We start from the raw sequence: 17,314 nt of genomic DNA on the forward strand, positions 1-17,314 counted from the left end.
CGTTGTTTTTAGGGTTTTAAGTGCTGGCGGTGCGGACACCGCCAACTTGTTCAAAATTCTCGCATCTCGGCAATGGGTGTCTGCCGTTGCAGCCACTCCTTCACACACTCCATATTGTACTCGCTCGTGATGACTGCCGTATGGCTGTCGGTGGCGGTGAAACGTGTGCTTTCGTAATCATCTATCCACCCTTTGAGGGTGTCCGTTCCCCACGCTTGGGCATCGTCAAAGATACCGTCCAATGCCGCGATAGGTTCGCTGAATTTGACTATCAGCGTTTGATAGGTCGTGTTCATCGGTTGCCCTCCTTTCCCTGCTTTGCGTTCAGCCACTTGTTCCTTGCGGTTCGGCACTCGTCCAATGTGGGTTTGACACAAGTGAACAGTTCTCCGTCCGTATGGCGGTAGTCGTACTGCACAAGTGTCCGCTTGCGTCTGCCGATACCCGATTGGAAACGCTCATATTTCTCCGTCCCTGCTTCCGTACAGGTGCTTACTCCGTTGATGGTCATTCGTGTTGCCATAATGTTGCTTTTTAGATGATTAAAAATGTACTGACAGAACTCTGTTCTTCATCACTATTTCGGGGTTGCTCGTGTAGCGTTGGTGCAGGTAGAAATGGTGAGAGCCGAAGCCGTAAAGGAAAAACTTGTCAAGTTCGTGCTTCTCGGCAAACTCCTTTACGCTCTTTCTTAATCCCTCCTCACTTGTTGAGAGAGTGAGGAGATTTACAAATTCAAGGAACAAGGTGGGGATTTTATCGTCCCACACACAAATCATGCTTTCGATTCTTACTTCCATATCAATGTTGTTTTAGGGTTTATGCTATGCCGCTTTCATCCGCTCACGGATAAGGTTGGCGTTCTTGTTCACAAGGTCTATGATGCGCTCGTGGTATTCGGTGTCTTGGTTGTACTTGCCGTGGCACTGCACCACCTTGAGTGTCCGCAAATCCACCTCTACGGTTTCAATTATCTCACCGCCAATCCTTGCCGAGAGTATGAGGGTGTCGGCTTTCTTGTAGTATTCACTGCCGAACACGCAGATGTTCTGTGCCTTGCCCTCGCTGTAATACTCGTCTATGCTTTCAAGTACCTTGACGATTATTTCCTCGTCAGTGATTACCAATCCGAAGAATTTGGATTTGTTGGCAATGAAATCCTCCGCATCTTTTTCCCTTTGCAGTTGCCGCTGTTGTTCACGCTCACGCCTTTCAATCTCCCAGCGGCGGCGTTGTTCGGCCCGTTCCTTCTCGTGTATGGCTTCAATCTTTCGAGTTGCGTTGTCGTGTGCCGCCATGAAATCTTCGGGGCAGATGTTCTTCGGGTTGCGGAGGTCTTGACCGAGTTTGTTGAGCATACGCAGATAGTCGCACCACATGGAGAAGTTGTCTATCCGATACTTGTGACGCTTGGCAATCAGATATGATGCCCAGCATTCATCGGCAGTACGGGCATTGAAAAGAAAGTGTTTCATGACCTCAATCTCATCGCCTTTCATAAGGGTTTCAATTCTTGGGTCTGAAAGCAAGGCTTTGAAAAGACGCACGGGGGAAATGCCGTGGAAATCGCCCTTGAAGCCGTTGCGTCTGAGTTGGGGTAATACCCTCATCTTAGGATATGCACAGCTTCTTGCCACAACATCATCGTATAGGCTGTTGTGCGGTCTTATCTCCATCGCGCTGCACAATGCCCATACATCGCAGTAATAGAATGTGAAGCCACGGAGCAACGCCATGTCCGTAACCTTACCGTCGGGTGAAATCCAACGCTGCACAACCTCGTGGCAATAGAAGTGCATCGGCTCGCCTTTCCTGCTCTCGCATCTGACCTGCGCCACACGGATTACCTGATAGCCTTTGCAGGTGGTTATCACGCTGAAATACTGCGTTTCCTTGTAGATACGTTTGCGTGTGTCCTGCACTTTGAGTTTGGCATAGCATTTGGGGCAGGTACAGCCTTCAAGGGTGTCGCACAGTACGCTGTTGCTGTACCACTCGTGACCGCAGTCGGAGCAGGTAATGTTCCCTTTCTTGGTGCGGTAGCCGATATGTTCAATACAGTGGCGGTATGCCCAATCTATTTGTGTCGCTGATATGGGGCGAAGGTTGGCTGAAAGTCTTGCCACCTTTTTCTGTATCTTGGTCTTCGGTTTCATAAGCCTAAATCAAATAATGAGGGTTGGGATTGGGTTACTTTTCTCGCTGGCGGTCTGTTGCGGTTTTGCAACTTGCGGAGTTCCTCCTCTTGGTATCTGCGAGCTGCGTTCTGACGTGCCTCCGCCTTTTCCTCTTCCGTGAGTTCCACAACATGGTTCACCACCACTTGGCAGTTCATAGGTTTGCCCACCTCTATCTCGTTTTCCTCATAGTAGTGGATGGCTTGCCCGAATATCTCTCCGTCCGTGAAGCCGCTGCAACCGCTTTTCTGCACATAGTTCAGAATGTGGGTCACGCACTCGTCTATGTTTTTGGCAGGGTTGCGGTACTTCTTCGCAAAGAGCGTATCTTCCTCCGCCCGCTGTTCCAGATACATTTGTATCGTTCTTTTGAAATGGTCTGTTCCTTTCATATCGCTGTCGTTTTTAGATTGTCTGTTTAAGTCTCTCTCTCCAATAGGTCGGCTCTACCTCGCTGAGAAGGAAGTCCATGAAGTCCCTCCGTGTGTCCTTGTTCAGTTCGTGGTACAATCTTCGGAAAGTTTCAAAATTACCGTTGATGTACGTTTCCACCATATACACGAAGATGTTGTCCACCTCGTAATATCTGCACTGCTGCGCTACCGTCTTGCTGTTTCTCTTTGCCATGTCGGTAAGGGTTAAAGGGTGAATAACCAAAGGATGAAGCCGAAGTAGGCAATGGTGGAAAGGATAGCCACGATTACACCTATCGCCACTCGGAACACTCCGTTTATAATCTCTCTGATGATGTCCCAAAGGATGCCGAACACCCCGAAGGCGGTGCGCATCATCAAGCCGCATATCGCCAACCCGATGTATTGCGCCACTTGTCTGAAATTTGCCGTTGCCGTCATATCTTCGCTGTTTTTGATTTTTTTGTTTTTTATGCGGATTCAAGAGCTGAGGGAGTTGAGTTTCAAACTATCTTATCTGCCTCTCGTTTATCCGACATTTTTTTTATGCGTCTTTCTGTCGCATCGGTCGTTTTCGTTTCGGGTGCTTGAAAAGGTAGGGATTAGGGAATGCAAGGTTTTTCGGGGAAATACTACCCGAAGGGCTGGAGATTTCCGCAGAAAACAGGAGGCTTGACCTTGCTTTCCCGTCCAATCCCGGAATTACCTTTGCGCCCTGAACGAAAATGACTGACTGATGCGGCTCACTGAAAGGCGCAAAATGGAGGTAAACGAAACCAGAGGCAGATTGGGTAGAAAAAACTTCAGGGGAAAATCCGTAAAAAAGGAATCACCAAAAGGAAAAAGACATCACCGGAAGCGTGAAAAGGGCAAACCACAACAAAGGGAGTATGATTGTTTTCCGATCCGACGGGACTTGTCCAGCCGGGTGGCAACAATCATTCTTCCCGGATTGCCCGCTGTGTGTGGCCGCTTGTTTCATTTATGGGGCAGGCTGACACTCTCTGCATTCACTTTCCGCTTCCGGCACAAAAAACAGCTAAAAAAGAAAAATCATCTGGTAGCCCGTAAAAGCACCTCTTGGCATAGACGCAAAAGAAAGGGGCATTGCTTCATCAGTCTAAACATCGTTTAGGCGTGAGGCAATGCCCTTTTCTCTGGCTATGCGGTAGTCGGCACACGTTTGTTCTAAACTCGTTTTGGGCAATGGTGTTCCGACGAACAATACCGCTTTTACGGAAAAACTAATGAATGAGGTGATAAAAAATCCGGGAGTTTATATCAAAATCTCGGATAAAATAGCTACTTTTGCATACAAAGAGTTCTTTGAAGGTTACGCGACGCGCAGAAGGATAATGCAGTAGATAACTAACTAAATCGTAACCTATTACTATCAAGAGCAATTAACCTACGCTCATTTTCAATAAATTACACTCTTTTCGTAACTTCAACGGGCAAATATACTAAATTCATCCCAACCGCAAATCCTGCCCCATCAAATATTAATGTTTTTTATTCTTAGCCACAAGCTTCTTGATGGTCTCCACCGAAGCCGTGGTCGTAAATCCGTCGGCCGGCGTGTGCATGCAATAGTCCACCAGCCGGTCTATCGTCGACGTCGCCACGTGCATGCGGGTGTCGGACGACGCGTAATAGATGAACACGCGGCCGTCTTCGTCGGCGATCCAACCGTTGGAGAACACCACGTTCATCACGTCGCCGATGTATTCCTCGCCCTGGGGCACCAGCAGATAGCCGCCCGGCTGGGCAATCACGCGGGTGGGGTCGTCCAAGGCCGTCATATACATATACAATACATAGCGCAGTCCCGAGGCGCAACCTCTGACACCATGCGCCAGGTGGAGCCAGCCGTCGGGCGTCTTGATGGGGTGCGGGCCTTCTCCGTTCTTCACCTCCATGATGGTGTGGTAGTGGCGGAAATTGATGATCTTCTCCTCACCCAGTTCGGCGTGCGTGATGTCGTCGACCAGCGCCCAGCCGATACCGCCTCCCGAACCCGTGTCGATGAAGCCGTCTTGCGGGCGGGTGTAGAAAGCATACTTGCCGTCGACGAACTCCGGATGCAACACCACGTTGCGCTGCTGGCTCTTCGACTTGAGGTCGGGCAGCCGGTCCCAGTGAATCAGGTCCTTGGTGCGGGCAATTCCCGCCGTGGCCGTGGCCGCACTCAGGTCGCCGGGCATGGTGTCGTCGTGACGCTCCACGCAGAACACGCCGTAGATATATCCGTCCTCGTGGGCCGTCAGCCGCATGTCATAGACATTCGTGGCCGGCACCACGTCGTCGGGCATGGTTATCGGCTCGTCCCAGAAGCGAAAGTTGTCAATGCCGTTCGGGCTCTCGGCCACGGCAAAGAAGCTCTTGCGGTCGGCACCCTCCACCCTGACGACGAGCAGATACCTGCCGTTCCACTTGATGGCCCCGCTGTTGAGCGTGGCGTTCATCATGATGCGCTGCATCAGGTGGGGGTTGTCCTTCTCGTCGAAGTCGTAACGCCACTCCAGCGGCGTGTGCTCCGCCGTCAGTATCGGGAACTCGTAACGCGTGTAGATACCGTTGCCGAAATCCTCGGCCACGTTTTTCTTCGTCAACAACGCCTCGTGGCGGGCACGCAATGCCGCAACCTTTTTTTCAAAATCTGTCATGCTATATTTGTTTTAGTATCGTTTCTTAGGATTTATGTATCTTTCTATCTCCCCATCTTCTTGATGTCGTCCGCAAACAAGGTCTTCTTCTCCTTCGCAAACTTCACGAAGTCGGGCGCGGCCGCCTCTCCCTTGGCGGGCAGATAATGTTCCTTCTCGTTGTCCCAGGCGTTGCGCCAGAACAACACATAGCTCACGTCATACTTGCGCAACACGGGCCACAAGGTCTGCGTAAACCAGTCCGGGTCGGTCACCTGCTGGTAGCCGGTCTCCGTCACGGCCGCAATCTTTCCCTCCTCGCGGGCAAACCTCACCACGTCGTCGAGCGAAGCGGCTAGCCCCCGCTGGTAAGCTGCATTGTCCTTGTCGAACTCGTAGATGTCAACGCCCACCAAGTCCACATACTGGTCGCCGGGATAATACTTCCGATAGTCGTCGTAGCCCACGTTGGGAGAGTAGGCCCACACGACATTGTCGCACCCGTAGCGTCCCGCGAGCTTGTGGTGGGTCATCGTATAGAGCGAAATGTATTCCTCGGGCGTGCAGCTCTTGCCGCCCCACCAGAACCAGGCGCCGTTCATCTCGTGCCACGGGCGGAAGATGACGGGCACCTTCGTTCCGTCGGCCGTCGTGAGCGAATTGATGAAGTCGGCCACAACCTTGAGCCATCCCTCGAACTTGCGGTGCTGGGCTCCGCCGCGCAGGACGGCCTTCACGGCCTCGCCCGACGGATCCCAGGCGTTTTCGCCCGTCACGGGATTCCACGGGTGCCAGCTCAACGTGACGATACCGCCCCGCTCATGCTGGGCCACGATTTCACGCCGCATGCGCTCAAAACTCACGCCGTCGAGATTCGTGTCCGACCCCAGTTCAATCTTGCCCAGGTCGAAGCCCATGACGGCAGGGTAGCTGCCCACGAGTTCCTTCACGTCGCTGCGTCCCTCGTCCCACTTCCAGGTCGTTCCGTAGATGGGATCGTCCTGGTGGCCGACCATCACGCCTCGCTTCTGGATAGCCTTCAACCGCTTGATCAGTTTCTGTGCGGGCGTCTGCGCCCACATGCCGGTGGTCAAAAGCAGACCACCCAATACCATTCCTATATATCTCATTTGTAGTTTGTATTAGTATTTCACCTTATTATATATATGACCTCCCACTCTCGCCGATTCGGAAGGCCGCTCGCCTACTCCACGCCCAGCTGCTTGCGGATATAACGTTGCCATTCGTCCCACTGCTCCTGATACCAGTAGTGTCCCGTCTGCTGGTAGACACTCAGCTGTTTGGGCGCCTTCACCGCATTGTAAAGGCCGTAGGCCGACGTGGGCGGCACCACCTCGTCGTTGTAGCCGAACGAATACCAGCCCGGAACGGTGACGCGACGGGCGAAATTCACGCCATCGTAATAGCGTGCACCCTTCACACGGCTCGACAAATCCGCCCCCGCGTTCTCCTCCGTCTCCTGATGGAAATAGTGGGGCCAGCCGCCGGCCACCCGGTTCAGCTCGGCCTCATAGTCGCACATGGCGTCGTGGACGACCGCCAGAAATGTAACCCGCTTGTCCAACGCCGCCACGGCCAACGAGAGAAAACCGCCCTGGCTGGCTCCCGTCACGCCGATGGTCTTGCCATCCCACTGCGGCAGCGAGGCGATATAGTCCACGGCACGCACGGCACCCGTCACCACCCGCTTGTAATAGTTGCGCTCGGGGTCGACCAGATTCACGTTCCAATAGTCATGAAGCGCGCCGGCCAGCAGGTCGTCATACACCTTCTGCTCCATCGTCACGGGCATGCCGTGAATGCCGATCTCCAGAACGATGGCCCGCCCGGGAGCCGTATAGGTGTCGCCGCCGTAGGGCCGCACGCCGGCGCCGGGCACCCGCAGCAACGCGGGGTATCTACCGGGGACCGAGGGCACCGAAAGTATGCCGTACATGCGCGAGTTCCACTGGTTGTTGACATAGCTTACTTCATATACATTATTATATTGTGTGCAGCGTTCGGGCAGCAACCGCAACGTCGGATTCAGGTCGTTCTTCCGCGCTTCGGCCATCGCCGCCTGCCAAAAGGCGTCAAAGTTCTCCGGGGTCTGGGCAAAGGGCACGATCTTCTCGGGCGAGAAAGCCACCGTGCACAGGCCGTCATAGGCTCTGCCGTCCACGTGGGCCGTCACCTTCAGCCGATAGAAGCCGGGCTTCCGCAGCGAACCGCTGTGGGAAAGTTCGCCCCGTTTCAGCACGACCGACTTCTTTTCACGGGCATACATCACGGGGCCGGCCTCGTAGTCCATCCGCACATTGTCCAGCAACGTGCTCGACTTGAGCACGCTCACCTTGAAGCGGGCCGTCTCACCCACCTTGTAATTCCAATCGGCATGGTCGGGCTGCACCATCACAACAATGTTGTTGCCACGAATCTGTGCATACAGGCTCATCGTCAGGCTCAATGCCACCAGGAGAAGCGCATATTTTTTCATCATATCGGGATAATAGATAAGAAGTTAATGAAGCGGTAATTTGATTTCATCGGCAAAATTACACAGAATCTTCAAAACCGACCGATACTTTCTTGACCAAAGCAGACACTTTCGTGCAAATGCCTTTTGGAAATATCAAAAAACCTTACAAACGACCTCAAAAGAGTGGCTTTATTTCAAAACGAAAATCCTTTGACCGAAAATCCGCGGAAATACAGCAAGCTGCATAGCCTGCTGATTGCCAATGATTTGCCTGAGAACATCCATCCACTGCTTCACAAGCAGCTTGCCAAAGCTGCGCTTAGACCTTGCAATCTCCATGCTTTCAACCGCCAAAAGGTTGCCGGTTGTCGACCCAAACGACCGCTCCAAGGTTGCGAAAGCGCAGCTTCGGCCGCACAATTGCACAACGGCGGACGGCAAGCCGCAGCCCCACGATTCGCCGACACGGCCCTTTCGCAACCTTCCAAATGCTGGATGACATAAAAATCCATACCGTTTTCAAGGCAAAAAAGATTTACAAAAGAGACGGATGGCGATGTCCAAGGCCGCACCCGCCGGCAAAAGGGCGCGCAAAAACTCAACGACCGCGTCGTGACACCAAACCGTGTCTCCACTATTCCAGCCCATATATTGCATGGAAGATGGCGTTTTCCGACACAAAACACCGATATTTCTTCGCCAAAAATTTGGACAATGCTGGAAAATATCATAAATTTGCAACCATGATATGTGAATATCATGCAAAAAGAAACTACAGAATACAAAATAAAACAAATCAAAAAGTCACTTGTTTGACATTCGGGGCAAATCGGCAAGATAGTATCAGTATTCATCAAGATTGTATCATTGCCGTTTGTTTTTTATCTATATCTTTGCAGTTGTTGATTCGACAGGCGTTCCATCGCCTTACACCTCTTTATATATAGACCTATAACGAATGACATTCAATACCAAACAACGAAGAAAGGAACAAACCATGGCTGGAATCTCTCCCTAAGGGGCTGATGCAAATCAGCAGACAAATCAAAAGAAAAGACAAATTTGTAAAACCTAAAAAAGAAGACATGGCAACATGTCGGAGACCTAAATTAAAAATGTATGAATCCAAACAGTAAAGTTACGTTACTGGCGGGACTATGCTCACTCTCACTGATGAGCCATGCACCGCACGCGTATGCCGCCGGTACGACGAACCCTCCGGCCGTCGTGCAGCAGGCAAAGAAGATCACGGGTACCATATCCGACTCACAAGGCCCCATCATCGGCGCCACGGTGAAGATCAAGGGATCTACAACGGGCGTGGTGAGCGACCTTGACGGACACTACACCATCAACGCCACCGCTGGGCAAACCATTGAAATTTCCTACGTGGGCTATGTCACCAAAGCCATCAAAGTGGGCAGCCAGTCGAACATCAACGTGGTACTGGTGGAGGACAACAACAGTCTGCAAGAGGTGGTTGTCGTGGGCTACGGTACGATGAAGAAGAGCGACCTGGCCGGTTCCACAGGTTCGATGAACGAGAAGATGATGAAAGGTTCGGTCATCACCAACCTCGACCAGGCCTTCCAGGGCCGTGTTGCCGGTGTTACGTCCATGGCCACATCGGGTGCGCCGGGCTCCAGCACCAGCATTCGCGTGCGTGGCCAGGCCACCATCAACGCCAACGCCGAACCACTGTACGTGGTCGATGGTGTCATCTGGGCCAACACCAACTCTTCAGGCGCGTCCGTAGGTCTCGGCGACGCGTTGGGCAACGGTTCCGTATCGACCGTTTCCCCCCTCTCCACCATCAACCCGAACGACATCGTGAGCATGGAAATCCTGAAGGATGCCTCGGCCACGGCCATCTATGGCGCGCAGGGTGCCAATGGTGTCGTCCTCATCACGACCAAGCACGGCAAGACCGGCGAGGCCAAGTTCACCTACGACGGCATGATGGCATGGCAACGGCAGACCAAACGCATCGACATGCTCAACCTCCGCGAATTTGCCAACTACTATAATGACATGGTGGCGCAGGGCCAGGCGACGAAAGACGACGCGCTGAGCGACCCCTCTCTCTTGGGAGTCGGAACCAACTGGCAGGACGCCATCTTCCGCACGGCACTCCACCAGCAACACCAAATCAGCGCCCAAGGCGGCACGGATAAGGTGAAATACTATGTGTCGGCCAACTTCTCCGACCAGGACGGTACACTCATCGGCAGCAACTTCAAGCGCTACGGCGCGCGTGCCAACCTCGACGCGCAACTCAAAAGTTGGCTGAAACTGGGCTTCAACATGAGCTATGCCAACACCGACGAACGCCTACTGAGAGCCGACCAGGACGAGGGTGTCATCAACTATGCGCTGACCACCGTTCCCGACATTCCCATTTACGACATCGAAGGCGGCTACACATCCATCGCAAGGGAAGGCGTGACCAACCCCAATCCTGTGGCATTGGCGCTGTTGAAGGACATCCGCTATAAGAGAAACCTGCTCAATGGAAACATCTTCGCGGACGTGACCTTCATGAAAGGACTCGTCTGGCACGCGGAACTGGGCTACAACTTCAACTGGGACCGTGCCTCCACTTTTGAACCCACCGTCAAGTTGGGCAACTGGGTGCGCTCCGACAATATGATGCGCCTGCAAAAGACAACGGGCTCCTACCTGCAAGTGAAAAACTACCTGACCTATTCCGGCCAAATCGACAAGCACGGCTTCACGGCCATGGTGGGTCAGGAATGCTGGAAGAGCAAGTGGGACTTCAATAGCTCATACGCGACGAAGTTGCCTTCCAATGCCATCCAGAACCCCGCGCTGGGCAATTCAGAGAGTTACAAGATCGGCGCAGGCTTCGGAACTTCCGCCATGGCCTCGTTCTTCACCCGCGAAACCTACAACTACGACGACCGCTACCTGGCGACCTATACTTTCCGTCGTGACGGCAGTTCCAACTTCGGCCCCGCTCACAGATGGGGCAACTTCCATTCCTTTGCGCTGGCATGGCGCTTCTCCAACGAGAAGTTCATCCAAAAGATTGCGGGCAACTGGCTGAGCAACGGCAAACTGCGCTTCAGCTGGGGACAAACCGGCAACTCGAACATCGGTTCGGGCAAATGGGCTTCCGACCTGAGTATCATGGAAACCGGCCTCGGCGACTCCTATCGCCCGGCCCGCGTCGCCAATCCACAAGTACATTGGGAAAGCCAGGAGCAGACCAACATCGGTATCGACCTGGGCTTCTTCCACGACAAGTTGAACCTTGTGGTCGACCTCTACAAGAAAGTTTCCAAAGACATGCTCATGCCCATGCAGCTGCCTTCCTACATGGGAACCTCCGGCAACACGTCTTCCGCCATCGCGGCGCCATGGGGCAACTATGGTTCCATCGAAAACAAAGGTCTTGAAATCACCATCAGCGCCCACCCGATTTCCACCAAGGACTTCTCTTGGGACAGTGATTTTGAAATCTCTTGGAACAAGAACAAGCTGAAGGCTTTGGCCGGTACGGCCAGCGCGTCCATCTGGGGCTACGGCCAGTGGAGCGACATCGTCAGCAAGAGCGACGTCGGCCGGTCTCTGTTCCAGTTCTACGGCTACAAGACCGATGGTATCTACACCAGCTACGAGGACATCGAGAAGTCGCCGAAGCCGGTGGCTTACCAAGGATCCAACGGCTACAACCACTACAACACGGTATGGGTCGGCGACCAGAAGTTCAAGGACATGAACGACGACAAGGTGATTGACGAGAAAGACTGCACTTATCTCGGAAGCCCCATGCCCAAATACACCTTCGGCTGGACGAACACCTTCCGCTACAAGGACTTCGACCTGAGTATCTTCGTGAACGGCTCTGTCGGCAACAAGGTGTACAACTATCTCCGCATGAAGCTCGACGCGATGAAGAGTGTCTGGACGAACCAGCAGGCAACGGTTCTCGGCCGCTCGGTCGTCACACCCATCGACCCCAACAAGGACTACTCGCAGGGCTACACGGGACACAACAAGGACGTTGTGTGGCACTGGTATGACGACATCGACAACGTTCAGGTGGTCAACCCCACGGCATTGCCGGCCGTCCATATCAACGACCCGAACACCAACACCCGCATCAGCGACCGCTACATCGAAGATGGAAGCTACCTCCGCATCAAGAACATCACCTTCGGCTATACACTCCCGAAGAGTCTCATCAAACGCATCCATTTGGAAAACGTGCGCGTCTATTGCAACCTCCAGAACCTTTGGACCATCACGGGCTACAAGGGCTACGACCCTGAGGTCGGCGCTTCGACGGCCGACAGCCATGGCTACGTCTATGGTTTGGACAACGGACGCTATCCTTCACCGACCGTCTATTCATTCGGCTTAAACGTTACTTTCTAATTAAAGCAGAACACTATGAAAATGTTAAATATAAGAACTATCGCCTGTGCCGCCTTCTTGGGACTTGGACTGTCTTCTTGTTCGGACTATCTGGATTGCCCGACAGAGGACACCTACAACACCGGCAATTACTATAAAGACGACAACCAGTGTCGGGCTGGCGTCAACTATCTTTACAATTCGCCTTGGTACGATTTCCAACGCGGCTTCTTCAAAGTGGGCGAAGTGCTGTCGGGCAACTTCTATTGGGGCGGTTCCCCCTACCTGACGTTCACGCTTGACGGCTCAGACCAGGACTTGGCCAACATGAGCGCGGCCCTTTGGTCTGTCAACACCCACGCCTCGACGGTCATGGCCAACATCAAGGGTTCTACGGGGCCCTCGCAGGCCGTGAAGAACTACAGTACCGGCGAATGTCTGGTATGGAAGTCGATGGCCTATTTCTATCTGGTTCGCTCGTTCGGGGCCGTTCCCATCATCAACGATCCCGTCGAAATCATCAACAACCAGACTGCAACCAAACAGCGTAAGGCTAAAATCAGCAACATATACGACTACATCGTCATGATGTTGAAACAGGCTATAGAGCTGTTGCCGGAAAAAGACACGACAAAGAAAGGACGTATCGACAAATACGCCGCAAAGGGTTTGCTGGCCAAAGTCTACCTGACCAAGGCCGGATTCAGCGAGGAGAACACCACCTACACCCCGGGCAGCTACAGCTACATCACCTGTACGCCTCACCAACGCAATGCCGAGGACTTGGCAAACGCCGCCAAGTACGCGCTCGACGTCATCGAAAACAGTGGCCGCAAGCTGGAAACCAATTATTCGGACATCTTCCGCGGTGACCACAACATATGCGACGAAGCGCTCATTTCATGGGCATGGAGGGTAGGCGCACAGTGGACCAGCCAGAACTCGCTGCAAAGCGACCTTTTCTACAGTGGCTTCTGTGAGCAGGGCAGCATGTGGGGAGGCTGGAACGGGCCTTCGGTAGACCTGCAGGACGCCTTCGGCGAAAACGCCTTGAGCGCAAGCCGCCAGAATACGGACACCCGCCGCAAGGCCACCATGATGATGGCCGGCGACACGTATGACTACTTCTATACGGACGAACCCGACGGATTCAACCTCTTGAAATTCGTCTACAACGGGTATGCAAACCATACGAGCGAAGGTCAATGGGAATGTCCGACCGGTGCCCAGGAAGTGAAACACCTGTATGGCGACGCCGCCGACCACAAGAAGTACATTGGAACCAGCGACGGCCGTATGGCTTCAGGCCTCTACACCCACTTGCTCCGCCTTTCGGATGTGTATCTGATTTATTGCGAAGCCATCATGGGCAACAGCACGTCGACGAACGACGCCAAGGCGTTGCAGTATTTCTATGACGTTCGTCACCGCGGCATTTCCAGTTATGAAAAGCCGACTTCCATCACCTGGGAGGATGTATGGAAAGAGCGCCGCCTCGAACTGGCTTGCGAAGGCGACCGCTGGTACGACTTTGTTCGCCGCTACTACTACGACCCGCAGGGTGCCATCGACGAAATCAAGGCACAACGCAGGAGCACCTATTCCAACCTGGACGCCCTCTACAAAGAGTACTACACTTCAGGAAACTGGAATGCTGCCGATTGCAAATATGATGAAAACGCAGCTGTTCCCAACGTAACGCACAGAAGCTTCACGCTTCCCCTGCCCACTTCGGACACATCCTACAACCCTCTGCTGTTGGAAGCTCCGGAAGATTTCGACCTAAGTACAATCAAATTTTAACTCGAAAGAATATGAAACTCAATAAAAACAATGTCGGTGGTATACTTCTCGCCGCCATGGGTGTCTTCTCTTGCTTCGCGCTTCAGTCCTGTCAGGACGAGCCAGACAAGTTCGAGTTGGCCGATGGTACTCCGACCATTTACTACATACGCCCCAGTAACGTGGACAGCAAGGACTCGTTGCTGGTACAAGCCTCTCCCAGAAATTCCATTTGTCTGGTAGGCAAGAACCTGAAAAGCGTTAAGCAGATGTACTTCAACGACCAAAAGGCCATTCTGAACACAAGCTACATCACGGACAACACGTTGATCGTGACTGTTCCTTCAGAGATTCCCGACGTCGTATCCGACAAGATCTTCCTCATCAACAAGGATAAGGACACGACAACATACGCTTTCCATGTAGTCATCCCTGCTCCGGTCGTCGGTGCCATGTCCAATGAATACGCTCGGACAGGTTCGGAAGTGACGATAACGGGCAGCTATTTCATTGACGACCCCAACACGCCGATCAAAGTGACCTTGCCCGATGGCAAGACCATTACCGATTTCACAACGAAGACAAGGAACGAACTTACCTTCACAATGCCTGAATGCAAGGCTTCAGGTCCATTCATCGTCACCTCCGTCTATGGAGAGACCAAGTCTTCTTTCCACTACAAGGACACCCGGGGCCTGCTCTTCGACTTCGACGGCGTGACAGGACTTGGAAACCACGGCTGGCACAGCAGACCGATTCAGAGCGACGCAACGTCTCAAACGGGCAACTTCGTTCAGTTTGGTGACGGTTCTGTGACAATGAAGGAAGACGGCGCATGGGATGACGGCAACTTTGCATTTGAATATTGGCCTGGAGAATGGACGACGCCATTGTCCTATCTCCCGAGGGTAAGCCAAAAGCTCACCGACCTCGCCGACTTCGCCAACTTCGAGAAGATGGCCCTCAAGTTTGAAATGTACATTCCCAAGAGCAATCCTTGGATGGCGGGTGCCATGCAGCTGATTGTCGGCGGCGTAGACAAGATTACCGGTGCCGGAGGGGGCGTAGACGTCCATGGCGAAATGACAGCAGGTGCCAACAACACGTTCTTCAACAACAATGTACTCCCACGCGGCCTGTATCGTCCTTGGGAAGGGACGGGAAGCTATGACACCGGCGACAAGTGGGTGACGGTAACCTTGCCATTCAGCGATTTCATCTATGGTATCAATGGAGGCAAGGCCAGCGGTAACTTGAAATCCTCCGACTTCACCAGTCTCACCATCTTCATTGTTGGCGGCGGCGTGAATGGTAAAGAATGCAAACCCATTGTCAAGATCGACAACATCAGAGCCGTTCCTTATAAATAATTGTAAACTTTTGAACTATGAAGAAATTGAATCATATATTATTCCTATTGGTGACAGCCCTCTGCGGGTTGTCACTGACAGGATGCAGCAATGACGATTTGAACACCGACCAATACGGCAACGACATCGCCCTGAATGCCTTTGGCCCATGTCCCGTCCTCAGAGGAGGAACGCTGTACTTCATCGGTTCCAACCTCGACCAAATCTCCGAGATTGATTTGCCGGGGGCAGATCCCATCACGCAGTTTGAAGTGATTGAGAGTGGACGCCACAGCAAGATATCCATCACCGTGCCCGCGGAGAAATGCGACACGGGTATCGTGGTGCTGAAGACCGTCAAAGGCGGTGAAATCAAGACGCTGACGGCCATCAGATATCGTGAGGACATCGTCGTGAAAGACTTCTTCGTCGGCTCCGACGAAAACAACAAGACGGGCAACGTCGGCGACATCGTGACCATCAAGGGTGACTATCTCAACCTTTTCAAGGGCATTATCTTTGCCGACAAGGATACGGTAAGAGCCGACAAGTTCGTGGCACATGACCGTTACACCATCAAGGTAGCCATCCCCATGGAAGCCAAGACGGGCGAGTTCAAGCTCACCGACCTTGCGGAAACGCCCAACGAGATTGAAACCGAGAAGGCCCTGATTGTCAATCTGCCGACCGTCACCTCCCTCTCCAACGACAAACCCAAGGCCGGCCAGAGCGTTACCGTCAATGGGACAAGCCTCGACCAAATCAAGGGAATCGTACTGAAAGGAGCTACTGTGGCAGAGAAAGACTTGCAGAAGTCAGCCGATGGCAAGCAAATCACGTTCACCATTCCGGCCAATGCTTCCGACGGCGAGATTCAACTGGTGACCTACTCCGGCGTCGAAATCCCTGCCGGGAGTATCACGACCGTCGTTCCTTCCGGCTTGACCGCTGCCCCGGCCCCCGTCAAGAACGGTGCCGTCATCACCATCACGGGTAAGGATCTCGACCTTGTCACATCCATCAAGTATCCCAATGCGGATGGCGTCATCAAGACCGTTGCCGCCAACAAGGTGACTTCGGAGGTTCCCGAAGCAGCCCAAGAGGGCGACATCACCCTGGGCCTTGCCAACGGGAAGAGCGTCACCGTGGCCTACACGCTTGTCAAACCAGCGGTGACCAGCTTCACACCCAATGTCATCATGGCCGGCAACAAGATCATGTTGAGGGGCAGGAACCTCGACCTTGTCGCTTCCATCACGTTCCCTGGTGAAACGCCTGTGACGGCAGAAGCCGGCGACACGAAGATCTCCGCAACGGCAATAGGAACGGTCATTCCGACTTCCGCCGTAGGCCGCGGCTGCACACTGAACCTGAAGAATGGTACAACCGTCTCCGTATCGGGTCTCACCATCAATGCCGCCACCGACCCTGTCCTTTCCGAAACTGCATCGGGAGTCATCGGAGAGTATGTCACCGTCAACGGAAAGAACTTCAACAATGTCGAGGCAGTCTACATTGGTAAAACCAAGGTGACAAAGTTCAAGAGCCATACCGACCACGCGATGACGTTCCTGATTCCGTCAACGATAGCCGCCGGCACCCACAACCTGCAGTTCGTAGGCCCCGACGGAACCAAATACAACGGTGGCAAGATCGTATGCAAGCCCAAGGATGTAGACGTCGCAACCTTGGTTAAGCTGAACAATGGGAAAAATATCACCTATCCATTCAACTTCACATGGGATGACAACGGACGGTTTATCATTCCCCTGGCCTCACTTGAGAGCTTCGGATTCAAAGCCGGCACCCGGTTGGTTGTTTACAAACCTACCACTTCCAAAGGCCAAGTCCAGATAAACAACAATTCGTGGGCTGCAATCACAACTATAGCCGACTGGAATCCATCCGAATCACAACTCTCCTATACATTCACCGAGGCGGATGTCCAGAACATCAAGAATACGGGTGGCATTGTAATCCAGGGCGACTTGCCTGGCATAACAAAGATGGTATTCACTCCATAAGTACTTATAGGAAAGTCAAAATATTTTTGTAATATTGTGGCGCGGTATCAATTGCTGCGCCACAA

General features: G+C 53.0%; 14 protein-coding genes. 4 read left to right on the top strand and 10 right to left on the bottom strand.

Annotated features, from left to right (window positions below; translation table 11 throughout):
• Positions 1-50: 50 nt before the first annotated feature.
• The 10 genes from K334_RS0100780 to K334_RS0100830 all read right to left on the bottom strand — a co-directional run bounded on the left by K334_RS0100780 (position 51) and on the right by K334_RS0100830 (position 7,732).
• Positions 51-296 (bottom strand): DUF6956 domain-containing protein, encoded by a 246-nt coding sequence (locus K334_RS0100780; RefSeq protein ID WP_002560965.1) that lies wholly within the window; start codon positions 294-296, stop codon positions 51-53.
• On the bottom strand, positions 293-523 hold the full coding sequence (locus tag K334_RS0100785; protein ID WP_002560964.1) for a DUF3873 domain-containing protein: 231 nt from the start codon (positions 521-523) through the stop codon (positions 293-295). The genes K334_RS0100780 and K334_RS0100785 overlap by 4 nt, the downstream gene beginning before the upstream one ends.
• Positions 524-542: 19 nt before the next feature.
• Positions 543-800, bottom strand: coding sequence for a DUF8466 domain-containing protein (locus tag K334_RS0100790; RefSeq protein ID WP_002560963.1), 258 nt, complete (start codon positions 798-800; stop codon positions 543-545).
• Between the two features lie 24 nt (positions 801-824).
• Positions 825-2,156: a PcfJ domain-containing protein gene (locus K334_RS0100795; RefSeq protein WP_002560962.1), complete on the bottom strand. Its 1,332-nt coding sequence runs from the start codon at positions 2,154-2,156 to the stop codon at positions 825-827.
• Entirely contained in the window at positions 2,153-2,569 is a 417-nt protein-coding gene (locus K334_RS0100800) for a PcfK-like family protein (protein WP_002560961.1), read from the bottom strand. The genes K334_RS0100795 and K334_RS0100800 overlap by 4 nt, the downstream gene beginning before the upstream one ends.
• A gap of 13 nt (positions 2,570-2,582) precedes the next feature.
• On the bottom strand, positions 2,583-2,804 hold the full coding sequence (locus K334_RS0100805; RefSeq protein ID WP_002560960.1) for a hypothetical protein: 222 nt from the start codon (positions 2,802-2,804) through the stop codon (positions 2,583-2,585).
• 11 nt (positions 2,805-2,815) lie between these two features.
• Positions 2,816-3,031, bottom strand: a complete 216-nt coding sequence (locus tag K334_RS0100810) for a hypothetical protein (protein WP_002560959.1) — start codon at positions 3,029-3,031, stop codon at positions 2,816-2,818.
• 1,061 nt (positions 3,032-4,092) lie between these two features.
• Positions 4,093-5,256, bottom strand: a complete 1,164-nt coding sequence (locus K334_RS0100820) for a glycoside hydrolase family 130 protein (protein WP_025880737.1) — start codon at positions 5,254-5,256, stop codon at positions 4,093-4,095.
• A 44-nt stretch (positions 5,257-5,300) separates the two neighbouring features.
• The gene (locus K334_RS0100825; protein ID WP_025880739.1) at positions 5,301-6,365 is read right to left on the bottom strand and encodes a glycoside hydrolase family 26 protein; all 1,065 of its coding nucleotides are present in this window, start codon (positions 6,363-6,365) and stop codon (positions 5,301-5,303) included.
• A gap of 74 nt (positions 6,366-6,439) precedes the next feature.
• Positions 6,440-7,732 carry an acetylxylan esterase gene (locus tag K334_RS0100830; protein ID WP_027444361.1) on the bottom strand — a complete coding sequence of 431 codons (1,293 nt, stop codon included), beginning with the start codon at positions 7,730-7,732 and terminating at the stop codon, positions 6,440-6,442.
• Positions 7,733-8,833: 1,101 nt separating this feature from the next.
• Here K334_RS0100830 and K334_RS0100840 point away from each other — a divergent pair.
• Genes K334_RS0100840 through K334_RS0100855 form a run of 4 tightly spaced genes read left to right on the top strand, consistent with a single transcriptional unit; the run spans position 8,834 to position 17,249 of the window.
• Positions 8,834-12,115, top strand: coding sequence for a SusC/RagA family TonB-linked outer membrane protein (locus K334_RS0100840; RefSeq protein ID WP_027444362.1), 3,282 nt, complete (start codon positions 8,834-8,836; stop codon positions 12,113-12,115).
• Between the two features lie 15 nt (positions 12,116-12,130).
• Positions 12,131-13,897: a RagB/SusD family nutrient uptake outer membrane protein gene (locus K334_RS0100845; protein ID WP_027444363.1), complete on the top strand. Its 1,767-nt coding sequence runs from the start codon at positions 12,131-12,133 to the stop codon at positions 13,895-13,897.
• 11 nt (positions 13,898-13,908) lie between these two features.
• Positions 13,909-15,246 (top strand): glycan-binding surface protein, encoded by a 1,338-nt coding sequence (locus tag K334_RS0100850; RefSeq protein WP_027444364.1) that lies wholly within the window; start codon positions 13,909-13,911, stop codon positions 15,244-15,246.
• A 17-nt stretch (positions 15,247-15,263) separates the two neighbouring features.
• Positions 15,264-17,249, top strand: coding sequence for an IPT/TIG domain-containing protein (locus K334_RS0100855; protein WP_025880743.1), 1,986 nt, complete (start codon positions 15,264-15,266; stop codon positions 17,247-17,249).
• The last annotated feature ends 65 nt before the right edge of the window (positions 17,250-17,314 follow it).

This window comes from Segatella baroniae DSM 16972 = JCM 13447, from assembly GCF_000426585.1.
In the GTDB taxonomy this organism is placed as follows: domain Bacteria; phylum Bacteroidota; class Bacteroidia; order Bacteroidales; family Bacteroidaceae; genus Prevotella; species Prevotella baroniae.